This window comes from Pseudomonas sp. SWI44, assembly GCF_002947915.1.
GTDB lineage: Bacteria > Pseudomonadota > Gammaproteobacteria > Pseudomonadales > Pseudomonadaceae > Aquipseudomonas > Aquipseudomonas taiwanensis.
This window is the reverse complement of sequence record NZ_CP026674.1, coordinates 1,192,614-1,205,393: the sequence shown is the minus strand read 5'-3', so window position 1 is coordinate 1,205,393 and position 12,780 is coordinate 1,192,614. Positions and strand designations below refer to the sequence as shown.

Genomic DNA, 12,780 nt, shown 5'->3' with positions numbered 1-12,780 from the left:
GCGTGGAGATCAGCTTGCCTTGCGGTAGGTCAGCAACACGATCCCGCACACCACCACGGCACCGCCGACCAGTTGCAGCGCGCTTAGGCGCTGGTCGAGCAAGGCCCAGCCCAGCAGCAAGGTAGCGATCGGCTCTACGTTCATCACGGGTGCGTTCTGGGCCATGTTCAGCCGTGGCACACAGACGAACAGCAGGCTGAAGGCCAAGCCGTAAAGCACCACCAGGCTGGCCAGGGCCACCCAGCCGCCGATACTGCCCGGGAGCGACAACCCCGATGGCATCACACCGCTCACACCAGCGACCAGCATGCTGGAGAACACCACCAGCAAGGTCAGCAGGCTGCGTACTGGCCCGCGTACGCCGGCCAGTTTGTGATCGGTGATCCACAAACCGCAGGCGAAGGCGCATGCGGCGCAGAAGGCAAGGCCAACGCCCAGGGCCCAGTGCGGATTGGCATCGCTGCTGTCGGCCATTCGCGCGGGTACGTCCAGTGCCAATACCAGGCCGCATAGAATCAGCCCCATGAACAACACCGTTCGGCCGGTCGGGCGTGGGCCGCCCAGTGTCCAGGTGAGCAGTGCCAGTAACATCGGGAAGGTGTTGCCCACCAGTAACGCCAGGGCCACCGGAATACGTGCCACCGCCGAATACAGGCACAGGCTCTGGGTGGCGATCAGCAAACCGAGCAGCAACTGCCAGCCCCGCGTGCCAGCCGGCAGGCTCAGCCCTTGGCGCTGCCACACCAGCAGGCAGGCCAGTACCAGGAAGGTAATGCCGGAGCGGCAAAGGATTGCCAGCAACACACCGGTGCCGTCATCGAAAGCGATGCGCGCGGCGACGTGGTTGGCGGCGAACGAGCAGGCCAGCAACGCCAGCAGAGCGATCGCCAGCTTGCGGGGAAACAGGGTAGCAGCGCAGGAGGGGAAAGCCATGTGCAGGATCCATTTGCAAAGACGGGCTGTCTTGCGGTTTATCGCCGGCAAGCTGGCTCCTGCAGGTTCCACACTCACCCTGCAGACGCCGACTTACCGGCGATGGGCCACATCGTGGCCCCAAACAAGGCCACCTAAAGCACGATGCTAGGCAGCCATAATGAGATAGCCGGGATGTAAGTCACCGCTATCAGCACCAGGAACAGCGCCAGGTAGAACGGCAGCAACGCCTTCACCGTGGCCTCGATACTGACCTTGCCGATGGCCGACCCTACGAACAGCACGGCCCCCACTGGCGGCGTGATCAGGCCTATGCCTAGGTTCACCAGCATGATCATGCCGAAGTGCACCGGGTCCACACCGATACCCGTGATCACCGGCAGCAGGATCGGGGTGAGGATCAGGATCAGCGGTGCCATGTCCATCACGGTGCCCAACAGCAGCAGCATGAAGTTGATGCACATCAGGATCACATAGCGGTTGTCCGACAGGGTCAGGAACGCGGTGGTGATCTTCGACGGGATCTGCATCAGGGTCATCACGTAGCCGAAGCTGGCCGCGAAGCCGATCAGGATCATCACGATGGAGATGGTGCGTACCGTGCGATGCATCAGCTTGGGCAGGTCGCGCCACTTGTAGTCGCGGTAGATGAACATAGTCACGAAGAACGACCACACCACCGCCACTGCGGCCGATTCGGTTGCGGTGAACACCCCCGACAGGATGCCGCCGAGGATGATCACCATGGCCATCAGGCCCCAGAGCGCCTCACCGGCGATCTTCAGCGCCTGGCGCAGCGGAATCACCTCGCCCTTTGGGTAGTTGCGCTTCTTGGCGAAGATCAGGCACAGGCCCATCATCACTGCGCTCAGCAGCAACCCAGGCATGACGCCGGCCATGAACAGCGAGGCGATCGATACCGTGCCGCCGGCCGCCAGCGAGTACAGCACCGAGTTGTGGCTTGGCGGGGTCAGCAATGCCTGCACCGAGCCACTGACCGTGACGGCGGTGGAGAACTCGCGTGGGTAGCCCTTGCGTTCCATCTCCGGGATCAGCACCGAACCGACCGACGCGGTGTCGGCCACCGATGAGCCGGAGATGGCGCCGAAGAAGGTCGAGGCCGTGATGTTGACCAGTGACAGGCCACCGCGTACGAAGCCCACCAGCACCCCGGCGAAAGCCACCAGCCGGCGTGACATGCCACCCTCGGCCATGATCGCGCCGGCCAGCACGAAGAAGGGAATGGCCAGTAGCGAGAACTTGTTAACCCCGCTGGCGACCTGGATCATCATCGCTTGCAACGGGATGTCGATCCACCACGCACCGATCAGTGCCGCCATGCCTAGCGCGTAGGCCACCGGCATGCCCAGCAGAATCAGCAGGATGAAGCTGCCCAACAGAATGAACGCATCCATTTACACCGCTCCTTCGCTTTCTTCCACCAGGTCGAAGCGCACGACCTTGCGGTTGCTCTGATCGCCCAGCATGAGTTTTTCCAGCACGAAGATCAGGGTCAGCACACCTCCAACCGGGATCGGTGCATAGCTCATGCCTACCCGCACCGCAGGCAGAGAAGCCATGTACTGGTTCCAGGTGGTGATGCACAGCTGGGTGCCGTACCAGGTCATGAAGATGCACACCACGACCATCAGCAGCTGCACCAGTACGGCCACCGAGCGACGGGTTGGTGCGGGCAGACGGTCGGTGACCATTGCTACGGCCATGTGTGCGCCGGCCCGGTAACTGGCGGCGGCACCGACGAAGGTGAACAACACCATCAGCAGAATGGCCACAGGCTCCGGCCAACTGGAACCAGTGCCCAGGACGTAACGGGCGAAGATGCCCCAAGGGATGATCAGCGACATGGCCAGTACCGCCAGGCCCGCGATCCAGATGCAACTGCTGTACAACCTGTCATTCACACGCAGGAAAAGGTTTTTCATTGGCATCACCGAAGCTGCAGGGCGGCGAAAACCGCACTGCAGGGGTCATCTGGGAACGGAGCCGGCGTCACTGGACGTCGGCGATACGCTTCATCAGGTCGGCGTATTGCGCGCCGTACTTCTCGCGCACCGCAGCGGTGGCATCGTAGAACGGCTTCTTGTCGACGGCGATGAACTCGACACCGGCGGCCTTGAGCTTCTCTTCGCTGGCAATGGACTTGGCGTCCCATAGCGCACGCTCTTCCATTTGCGCTTCACGGGCGACCTTCTTGACCAGCGCCTGCTGCTCGGGGGTCAGCTTGTTCCAGGTGGTCTTGGACATCACCACCGGTTCCGGAAGGATCAGATGCCCGGTCAGGGTGTAGTACTTGGCGTTCTGGAAATGGTTGTGCTCAAGCAGGGTCGGCGGGTTGTTCTCGGCCCCGTCGATGACGCCCGTCTGCAAGGCGCTGAAGATTTCGCCGGTGTCCATCGCGATGCCATTGCCGCCCATGGCGTTCATCATATCGATGAACACCGGGTTGCCTTGCACGCGAATCTTCATGCCCTTGAGATCGTCGATGCTGCGCACCGGGTGCTTGGTGTAGAGGTTACGGGTCCCGCCGTCCATCCAGGCCAGGGCCACCAGGTTGAATTCGGAGTTGGTGATCTTGTCGAGAATCTCCTGGCCGATTTCGCCGTCGATGACTTTGCGCATGTGGTCGTGGTCGCGGAATACGAATGGCATGTTGAACACGTTCACGTCAGGCACTACCGGGCCGACGATCCCCAAGCTCACGCGGGTCATTTGCACGGCACCGATCTGTGCTTGCTCGATGACTTCCTTCTCGGAGCCCAGCACGCCGCCGGCGAACATCTTGAAGGTGATATCGCCATTGCTGGCCGCTTCGAGTTTCTTGCCCATGTTCTGTTCGGCGACCACGGTCGGGTAGCCGGCGGGGTGAATCTCGGCGAACTTGATGTCCAGCGCCGAAGCGGTGGAGGACAGGGTGAAAGTGAACGGGAGTACGGCAAGAAGCAGCTTGCGTTTGAACGTCATGATGAAACTCCGTGTTTTTTATTATCTGGTTTCGTACGTGTCGGTGTAGGTGCGGCAGGTGGCGTTTCAGCCCCGGTAGGCAGGTTCCTCCAGGCCTTGGACGCCAGGGTTCAAGGCAAACACTCCCCCAGCCAATGGCTGGTCGGAGAGGTCGATGCCTGGGGGGCGAATCGACGTGACGAACAGGGTGTCGAGGTGGGCGCCCCCGAAGGCGCACATCGCCGGTTTTTTCACCGGCACGCTCAATGAGCGGTCGAGACGGCCGTCAGGGCTGAAACGGTGGATCTGGCCGGCGTCGTTACCGCAGATCCAATAGCAGCCGTCTGCGTCGACAGCGGCGCCGTCGGGCCGACCGGGGTAGGCGCGCATGTCGACGAACAGACGCTGGTTGTGTGGGGTGCCGCTGTCGATGTCGTAGTCGAAGGCCCAGATCTTCTGCACGTTGGGGTGCGAGTCGGATAAGTACATGCGTGTGCCATCGGGGCTGAATGCCAGGCCGTTGGGCACGATCATGTCCTTGAGATGCACGTGCATCTGGCCTTCGCCATCATGGCGGTACAGGGCGCCGACATGGGCGCCTTGCTGCATGTCCATGAGCATGGTGCCGGCCCAGAAGCGGCCTTGGCGGTCGCAACGGCCATCGTTGAAGCGCATGCCTGCCTGGGCATGTTCGACGGCGCTCAGCAGGCGGCTGTCGAGGGTACCGTCCGACCTGCTTCGAAGCTGGAAGATGCCGGTCTGCATGCCAGCGATCCAACCCTGCTCGCCACGGGCGATGCAGGCGAGCATTTCCTCGCCTTGCCAGACGTCGTGGCTGCCGTCTCCCTGCCAGCGATGCAGCTGGCGGGCGGGAATGTCGACCCAGTACAGGGCTTGTTCGAGGGGGTGCCACACGGGGCTTTCGCCGGTGCCGTTGCGGGCGTCGACGATCAGTTCGCAGTTCATGGCCGTACCTCCTGGCGCGCCGTGGATCAGTTGAACGGTCCGGCCACGGTGAACGCACCGCCCTGGTAGACCATGCTTGGATCATCGGCGGCGGGCGCCGGCTCGGCTTCAACGGCTTCGCGAAAGACCTCGGAGGTATCCTTGGGCGCATAGCCCAGATGCGCGGCATGACGGTTGTCCCACCACACCGTGCGGTTGTTCGAAGCGCCATAGACGACGGTATGGCCGACGTCGGGAGTGGACAGGCCGCGCGCTATCAACTGGACCAGATCGTCGTAACTGAGCCAGGTGCAGAGCATCCGGCGGTTCTGCGGCTGCGGGAAGGACGAGCCGATACGAATGCTCACCGTTTCGATGCCATAACGGTCGAAGTAGAAGCTGGCGACGTCCTCGCCATAGCATTTGGATAGCCCATAGTAGCTGTCGGGGCGGCGCGGGGAGAGAGCGTCGATGCGCTCGTCCTGACGGTAGAACCCTATGGTGTGGTTTGAGCTGGCGAAGACGATGCGCTTGACCCCGTGCTTGCGCGCCGCTTCGTAGATATGGAATACCCCGCAGATGTTGGGGCCGAGGATGTCCTCGAAAGAATGTTCGGTGGACACGCCGCCGAAGTGGATGATCGCATCCACGCCTTCGACCAGCGCATGAACGGCGGCCTTGTCGGCCAGATCGCAGGTCACCACTTCTTCATGGGGGCCCGCGGGGGGAGCCATTGGCTCGATGTCGGAAAGGCGCAGGACCTCGGCGTAGCCTTGCAGGCGTTCGCGAAGGACCTTGCCTAGGCCGCCTGCCGCTCCGGTGAGCAGCAGGCGATTGAGGGGAGTAGGGGTCATGGCCGGCTCTTGTTGTTAGTTGTTGTAAGTTGTCGTATGACTTTGTTGATTATCGGTAGTGGTTTCCGCGGTTGTCAATGCTGCTGTGCGGCTCCCACTGCAATTGCGTCAAAGGAGCGACAATGGGTAGTTGAAGATCAACCGGTTCTCATCGAACTCGTTGTTGCTGTAGTCACGACGAATGCTTGAGTTACGCCATTTCACGCTCAAGTCCTTCAGAACCCCGCTCTGAATCACATACGCCAGTTCCGTCTCCCGTACCCATTCCTTGCCATCGGTCACGGCCCCGCTGTGCACGTCGCGCCCGCTGATGTACCGGTTCATCAGGGTCAAGCCAGGCACCCCGACGGTGACGAAGTTGAAGTCATGACGCAGCTGCCACGACCGCTCGTTGGCGTTATCGAAGCTGGAGTTGTAGCTGTCGTTGGCCAAGGTTCCGCCGCTGGTGCCATTGACCCGCATCCAGGTGTCGCCATCGACCTTCTGCAGACCGACCCAGAAGGTGTTGCCGCCATATTTGGCCGACAGCATCGCCGAGTAGGTATCGTTGTCCAGTTTCCCGGCGCGTTCTGAGCCGTCCTCGCCGCCGTGGAAGTAACCCAGGTTGGCACCTAGGGTCCAGTTGCCCACCGGCTGGCTGTGGCTCAGCTGCAGGTACTGCTGCTCGTAAACGTCCTTCAGCACCGCGTTCCACAGCCCTACCAGCGTACGGTCTTGGTTGAACTTGTATTCGCCACCGACGAAGTTGAAGCGGTCAGACACCCCGCCGCCGTAGCTCATGTCCTCCATGCTCGCATCGTTGCGCGGGCTGTTGCCGCGGAACTGGCCACCATAGAGTGTCAGCCCGGCGATTTCATTGGAGGTTACCTGGCCACCACGGAAGGTTTGCGGCAGCGAGCGGCCATCGTCCGAACGCAGAATAGGCAGTACTGGCATCCATTCACCGATCTTCAGTTCGGTCTTCGAGATACGCGCCTTGCCCGCCACTGCCAGACGCCCGAAATCATCTGCCGGCCGTCCGTCGTCATGGCGCGGCAGCAGTGCGGTGCCGTAGGTGCCGCCACCGCCATCGAGCTTCACCGACCACAGCCCCAGCACATCCACACCGAACCCTATTGGCCCTTCGGTGAACCCGGAGCGTGCGTCGAGGATGAAGCTCTGGGTCCATTCCTCGGCCTTGCTTTGCGGGTTGCTGGGGTTGGTGAAGTTGCGATTGATGTAGAAGTTGCGCAGGCCCAGGGTGGCCTTGGCGTCCTCAACGAAGCCTTCGGCCAGGCTGATACCGGGCAGGCTGGCCAGCAGGCCGGCGCCAAACAGGGCGAAGGGGAGGGTTCTTTGGCAGATTTTCATTGTTGTTGTGCTCCACAAAAGGGTGCGGCAGCCCGTCCACCGCACGCGCGCGAGCGGCCTACGGGGGGGGAAGATATGCAGGTGCGACGATGCCGGGGCGCTAGGTGCCCGTGGCCTGAGTACAGGGGAGGTATGAAATGCGAGGGTGGGGTGCAATGGGTGTCGACATGGGATCGTCCACAGATTGTTGTTTTTGTTATGTGTTGTCGTACAACTATGGCGATTATTAGCAAGCACGGACGGGTGTGTCAACGCTTCGCGATGGCCGTATTGCTGGGGATTTCGCTCTGATTTCGAGTGCCTGTGCGAGCAATGGCTCTAGCACGCTAATCCGATGACATCCTACGACTAAAGTGTGGTTTATCCATCACCCACCCACTTTCGGGTCCGGGTCGAGCTAGCGGGTGTAATGCCCGTCGAAGAAGCGCCCGGTCATCCGACCGAGTTCGTGGGCGCAAAAGCACACTTAGGATTCGAACCCGAGTGCCTGGAGGGGACGGTTGTGACGGGTGAAGAGGAGGGCTGGTGGAGATCAGTCTTGGCTGGCCTCCGGGCTCTCCATGGTTTGGAGCAGACGGGGCGCATGTGCCAAAGGCCTGCGAACGCTGGTTTCGTTAGGGCTGGGTGTCGGGAGCTATGGGGAGTTGGGTTTAAACAATCAGAAGCTCGCCAGAAAACAAGTGCGGAAGAGCGTTTCTCCAATTCGATAAAAAGGCTGCCCGAAGGCAGCCTTTGGCGCTCATTCTCATTGGACTGAGAAATGTCACTGAGGAAAATCAAGGGCTGGCGAGGAGTTTATCGCTTGGAGCGAAATTCAATTTCCACTATTGTGTGAAATTTAGCGATTTTTTATCACTTATTTGTGAAATGACTATTATCAAGGGAAAGTATGCCCCGGCATCGTCGGATGGCTCGGCGTCTGGCCTATGATTTTAACCTATTTACTTCGTTGCGATGTAGTAGGCGGACAGTCGGGACATATCCTGGCTCCCCTGGCGATATTGGATTGATTTTTCCCATTCTCACAAGGTTGGTCGAATATCCGATGGGGCCGTCGAGCATCTCATCTGCCTCGCAGAGGCTGACGAACGATAGGCGGTGTTCTTTCAGTTGCGTTAGTCGGTTTTGGGGTATAAAGACCTTGGCACCCAAGCGCAGGTGCTCTACGAAACCGCTTTGGACAAAACGCCGAGAGAAGGTTTGCGGTGACATTGATAGTTCTTTTGCACAGCTTTTTAGCGTAAGCATTCTCTCCAGCAGGGCTTTGGTGTTGAGGACCGAACTCATCGTGAATCTCCGTTTTGCTCCCTGCACACGCGTGAGATGGCCAAGGTCGTGTAGGTGCTTAAGATCATGCAGGGACACTTGCAGCATACGCGCGGCGACAGCACTGACGCATGAATCGTCTGGCTCAGGGGCGCCGCAGCTAGCAGAGGCTCTTTTTCTGCCAGACTTCGATTTATAACGAACCAAGCCTTGGAGCGTTAGGAGTAGCTCCTGACCAAGATCCGTGCGCCGATAGATGGTTACTAGGCCACCGTCGATCAAAGGGCCTGATACTGGCTGCACTCCGAGGTGAAGCAGCTTGGCAGAGAGCGTGGTGCGAGGAAGTGCCAGCTCATCGGCAAGCTGACCGATGAATATGAAATCGGTCGAAAATTGAGCAACAGATGCCGCATTGATCAAAATTTTACCACGTGGACCTTTCTTTAGATGGGGCTGTATAAACCCATTGGAGAGCGCATTGCGTGCCGCCTCAGGATATACTCCGAGCCGGACTGCGGCCTCCTCAATAGTGATGAGGTCGTTGTGGTCGTCACTATGAAGAGCCTCTGGAACACTGAATACGGTATTTGGTGCGTGCTGCTGTGCTTCCAACAATTTGCACAGGTTGATCGCAGAATAGATCCAACGTACTCCTTGTTGCTTCTTTCGCTGAACCAGATTGCGTGACAGCAGTGACTTGAGATTTTTGGTAGATACATTCAAAGCCTTCAGCAGTTCATCTTGATAAAGCTGTAGCTCTGAACAACGGCATGAACCAATGTGCTCGTTCTTGGGGACTTCGGAAATGAGCAAGCGAGAGATTTGATTTCTGATCCATACGTCAGTAGCGGTCATCCAAGGCGCCATGAGTGCTCGAACCGGCAAACAGGGGTACTTTTTGCTTGCGAGAGCGAGCACCTCATTGAATGTTTGCTCATCGCAGTTGGCGACGCGTGCCGCCATTTCGAGAATCATCAAGCGCTGGGGGTGTGCTTCATAGCGAAGTGCCCGCAGTGCAAACATAAAACGGTCCAGTGCATCCTGGTCCCCTCTTCTGAAGAAGTCCAGAACCAGATGGGAGGCTTGAGACTGAGAGGCTGCGGTAGGACTAATGCAGAGATCGAAGCCGCAGCGGCAGTGGTTACCCACCAACTGGGTCCATTGAATCGGCTTCTGGCAGTTAGGGCAGGCGAACTCGTATCGACATTCATGGTAGGGGCAGGTATCCAGCCAGATGAGGTCTTGAATCGCGCGATGACCAACGTTCCGAAGGCATTCTGGGCAGAAACAGTAGGCTTCGGCACGGATCGATGCCGCTGGGACTAGCAGTCCCATCACTTCCACCGGACTTTCGCTTGTGGGGCCTCTCTGGGTATAAAAGCTTCGTCGGAATTGCCCCCCATTGAGAGCGGTGTTTTTGCTGAGTTCAGTGACTAGTTTCGAGTGTCGCATTTGCCATGCAAAGGGTTGTCGAGACTCCTTGGAGCCCATGGCTCTGGCCATTGCAGTGACTGAGCCGAACCCATTGGTCAGCGCGGTACGGATCAGGACATTGCGTGGACTTTCTTCGTCAGATCCATGAGCGAGGAAAAAAAGCTTCATTAACTCATCCTCCCGGCGATGATTCGGTCGAGCGACGCCGGGGGCAAACGGAAGGGATTATTGGGGCATTTGGCGGTTGGGATGAACGACAGGTCCACCGCTTTTGCGAGATCTTCATGGGTAAAGCATCCATCGTCCCGTAGGAGAGCGGCTTTAAGGGCATCGCTGAGCAGTTGCCTAATCCCATTCATGTTTCCGCCGCTGGCCAGGTACATTGCCTTTAGGTGTTGATCCGCGCAGATGTTCATACAGCTTGTGAACTCGCCAACCTCTTTCAGGGTGTTTCCCAGTGCACGGAGGGTTTTGCTGAATACCGATTTTGGATCTAGCGTCGAATAGGTAAATTCGGTCATTTGGTGACGATAAGGATAGCGTCGAGAAAGTTGCGGGTGGGCATTGATGATCTCTTCGCAACGTGGTATGCCAACAATAGCTATAGGGACGAGGGTTTCGTTCAAAAGAGTGCGAACCCAGTCGCAGACCTGCTCCCTTGATTTTTCAGCACCTTTTCTGAGCAGATTATCGAATTCGTCAAGGACTATCAGTTGTGTTTGGCAAGTTTCTAGCAAAACAACAAGACGGTTAAAAAGTGTCGAGTTATTACCTGAGGTATTGGTGGATCCCAGCTTTTCAAGCATGCTAACAGTCAGCGTTTTTATGGTTGCTCCAGCATTGAGCGAACAGTAGAATGCCGGCACAATCTCTCTGGTTCCATGCTCATCGGTAACGACGCTTCTTGCACCGAAACGGCTCATCGCAACCTTGCAAACAGTAGACTTCCCTGTACCAGGCTCTCCAACGATGAGCGCAGAGGCTGGCTCGCCGCGCACCTGAGTGGTTTCTACGCTACGATAAATGCAATCAAGCGCTTGGGTGTACTCAGGGTGGCTGACAATGCACTCTGCGAACTGCGATAGTTTGTCGGTAATAGTTTTGGTCATGGTTTCTTCCTGGGTAGTTGAATGGTTTGATAGTCGTCTTCCTCGGAGTCATCGACTTCGTTACCTCGGATGTCTTGTTTGATAAGGGCATTGTCAGTTTCCTGGGGCTCTAGCTCGTGATCATGGTCTGGAGGGAATTCGTGGGTAATATCAAGAGAGCGCTGTTGGATTAGCGCGTCTTGCAATTGCTGACGTTTGCGTCGTTCGCTCCGTGTTTTTCCGTTGCTGATTTCTGTGTGAATTCTGAGCAGGGCTTTTCTTGCGTCAGTTTCGTCATACGCTTTTTTCTCAGCCTTGAGTTTTTCTTGCACAAGTTCGTGCTCGTACATCGATAGGCCATATTGATAATCAGTGACTGCGTCAGCTGTGTAGAAAACGTGGCTTCCCGGTGCATGTACATAGGCAGTGCCGAGGTCAGAGCGGTCATACAAAACCTCTACAGATTGGCCCGCTCCAACCACCTCTGCGAGGTGTGAGAGGCCGGGTCCGGTCCAGGCCAAATTTTTATGTCTAACTCGTCCTTTGTTAATTGTGCAGCGGAAGCTTGCCATGCACAGAAAAGAAACGTTTTCCGGCGAGAAGACCTTTGGTGGGTTAATCGGATCGATGCTTTGCTTCCACATCTCTAGCGTTGGAAGGCTGCGCTGACCGTGTCTTCGCTTGTGATAATAATTGTGTACCCAATCTTCAAAAATATTCCGCAGTTTTGCCAACGTGAACGTTGCTTCGGTTGTGGAGTTGTAATCACCTTTTTCTGCTGGGTTTGATTTTGTTGTTCCCTCTAGGCAATGAATTAGCTGTTTGTTGAGCGTCTTGAAAAATGACTCAATAAACGGCTTTTGATCAGGTTGTCCTCGTGCGCAAAACCTTATTTGGAAGCCAAGTCGTTGGGCAGTTGCTAGAAGGGAGGCGTTGTAGAATTCGGAGCCGTTGTCAACGACCAACTCCTCAGGTAGTCCGGCTGGAGAGCCATCCTCTCGTTCAGTCAGTGCATGGCGCAATGCGCTAGCGGTCTTCTCGTAGCAGGGCGGTGTCATCGACAACGACCAACCAATTAGTGCTCCCGAGTAGGTATCTATGAGCATAGTCAGATAGGGTCTACCAATATTCAGGCCAAAGTCGTCGACCAGCTCCACATCTAGTTCTTGCGTATCGGCCTCAACTCTTGCGAGTAGGCGGCGTGAACAGTGAATGCTAGTGCCAAACTTATGTTTATTGGCAGCTGCTTTTTTCCCCAGGCGTGCGCAATCGGCCACATATGTGGGAATAGCATTCACTGCGCGGTAAAACGTCGCTGTGGAAGGAATGTCTAGATCCGTCGTTCGGTCTTCATTCAAAACCTCGATATGGCCTCTCATGAGTTGGTAGACGCAGGAGGCTGGTAGCCGGGTTGGCGTCAAATAGTAATTTTTTATGTAGTCTTGCATAATGTCGAGGGCCTCTGGTTCGAGCCTCTTAGCGCGCTGGCATTTACTCTGCGGTGCCTTTAGTAGCGCAAAAATATTCTGACCGCTCTCTACGTAGCGTTTCATCAGATTGTATATTTTTGTGTATTTTGGCGGCTTTGGGTCGCCGCGTTCTGATGCTAGATTCTGCAACTCAGCGAGAGTACTCTCACGTGGCAGTGAACCATGAAATTTTTCGTGTAGCTTGCGAATGTAATAAGCGATATTGTCCAGTTTGAGTTGTTCAGAAGCATCGAGATGGATCATTCTTAGTGCTTCAGTTTCATTCAAAATGGCACTGCGAGCAGGGACCAGTTGTCCCTGTTGTAGGCGCTTATCAATTTCACTGTCAAGGAGGTTTATCACTCCCTTGTGGTTGACGCCTCGTAGCTGAAAGTAGCCATTGTAAAAGCTAACTACTTCCATCAGTTCACCATTGAACAGGTAGCGAGCGCCCAGGCGCACTTCATGACGCTTTTCCAT

At 57.1% G+C, this 12,780-nt stretch carries 10 protein-coding genes; all 10 read right to left on the bottom strand.

Features of this window, described 5'->3' with window-relative positions; all coding sequences use genetic code 11:
* Positions 1-9: 9 nt before the first annotated feature.
* Positions 10-933, bottom strand: coding sequence for an EamA family transporter (locus C4Q26_RS05875; RefSeq protein WP_104882882.1), 924 nt, complete (start codon positions 931-933; stop codon positions 10-12).
* A gap of 134 nt (positions 934-1,067) precedes the next feature.
* Positions 1,068-2,348 (bottom strand): TRAP transporter large permease, encoded by a 1,281-nt coding sequence (locus tag C4Q26_RS05870; RefSeq protein ID WP_104882881.1) that lies wholly within the window; start codon positions 2,346-2,348, stop codon positions 1,068-1,070.
* On the bottom strand, positions 2,349-2,876 hold the full coding sequence (locus tag C4Q26_RS05865; protein WP_023379110.1) for a TRAP transporter small permease: 528 nt from the start codon (positions 2,874-2,876) through the stop codon (positions 2,349-2,351).
* Between the two features lie 67 nt (positions 2,877-2,943).
* Entirely contained in the window at positions 2,944-3,915 is a 972-nt protein-coding gene (locus C4Q26_RS05860) for a TRAP transporter substrate-binding protein (RefSeq protein ID WP_023379111.1), read from the bottom strand.
* Between the two features lie 66 nt (positions 3,916-3,981).
* On the bottom strand, positions 3,982-4,860 hold the full coding sequence (locus C4Q26_RS05855) for an SMP-30/gluconolactonase/LRE family protein (protein WP_023379112.1): 879 nt from the start codon (positions 4,858-4,860) through the stop codon (positions 3,982-3,984).
* Between the two features lie 26 nt (positions 4,861-4,886).
* Complete coding sequence (locus C4Q26_RS05850; protein WP_023379113.1) at positions 4,887-5,693, bottom strand: NAD(P)-dependent oxidoreductase; 807 nt, start codon at positions 5,691-5,693, stop codon at positions 4,887-4,889.
* A gap of 108 nt (positions 5,694-5,801) precedes the next feature.
* Positions 5,802-7,043 (bottom strand): OprD family porin, encoded by a 1,242-nt coding sequence (locus C4Q26_RS05845; protein WP_023379114.1) that lies wholly within the window; start codon positions 7,041-7,043, stop codon positions 5,802-5,804.
* Between the two features lie 924 nt (positions 7,044-7,967).
* The gene (locus tag C4Q26_RS05835; RefSeq protein ID WP_104882880.1) at positions 7,968-9,911 is read right to left on the bottom strand and encodes a TniQ family protein; all 1,944 of its coding nucleotides are present in this window, start codon (positions 9,909-9,911) and stop codon (positions 7,968-7,970) included.
* Complete coding sequence (locus C4Q26_RS05830) at positions 9,911-10,852, bottom strand: TniB family NTP-binding protein (protein ID WP_004576814.1); 942 nt, start codon at positions 10,850-10,852, stop codon at positions 9,911-9,913. The genes C4Q26_RS05835 and C4Q26_RS05830 overlap by 1 nt, the downstream gene beginning before the upstream one ends.
* Positions 10,849-12,780 carry a DDE-type integrase/transposase/recombinase gene (locus C4Q26_RS05825; RefSeq protein ID WP_060489917.1) on the bottom strand — a complete coding sequence of 644 codons (1,932 nt, stop codon included), beginning with the start codon at positions 12,778-12,780 and terminating at the stop codon, positions 10,849-10,851. The genes C4Q26_RS05830 and C4Q26_RS05825 overlap by 4 nt, the downstream gene beginning before the upstream one ends.

Coding starts and splice junctions, on each gene's coding strand:
- C4Q26_RS05875 (WP_104882882.1), bottom strand. CDS start 933: ATGGCTTTCCCCTCCTGCGCTGCTACCCTGTTTCCCCGCAAGCTGGCG.
- C4Q26_RS05830 (WP_004576814.1), bottom strand. CDS start 10,852: ATGACCAAAACTATTACCGACAAACTATCGCAGTTCGCAGAGTGCATT.
- C4Q26_RS05845 (WP_023379114.1), bottom strand. CDS start 7,043: ATGAAAATCTGCCAAAGAACCCTCCCCTTCGCCCTGTTTGGCGCCGGC.
- C4Q26_RS05835 (WP_104882880.1), bottom strand. CDS start 9,911: ATGAAGCTTTTTTTCCTCGCTCATGGATCTGACGAAGAAAGTCCACGC.
- C4Q26_RS05855 (WP_023379112.1), bottom strand. CDS start 4,860: ATGAACTGCGAACTGATCGTCGACGCCCGCAACGGCACCGGCGAAAGC.
- C4Q26_RS05825 (WP_060489917.1), bottom strand. CDS start 12,780: ATGGAAAAGCGTCATGAAGTGCGCCTGGGCGCTCGCTACCTGTTCAAT.
- C4Q26_RS05850 (WP_023379113.1), bottom strand. CDS start 5,693: ATGACCCCTACTCCCCTCAATCGCCTGCTGCTCACCGGAGCGGCAGGC.
- C4Q26_RS05865 (WP_023379110.1), bottom strand. CDS start 2,876: ATGAAAAACCTTTTCCTGCGTGTGAATGACAGGTTGTACAGCAGTTGC.
- C4Q26_RS05870 (WP_104882881.1), bottom strand. CDS start 2,348: ATGGATGCGTTCATTCTGTTGGGCAGCTTCATCCTGCTGATTCTGCTG.
- C4Q26_RS05860 (WP_023379111.1), bottom strand. CDS start 3,915: ATGACGTTCAAACGCAAGCTGCTTCTTGCCGTACTCCCGTTCACTTTC.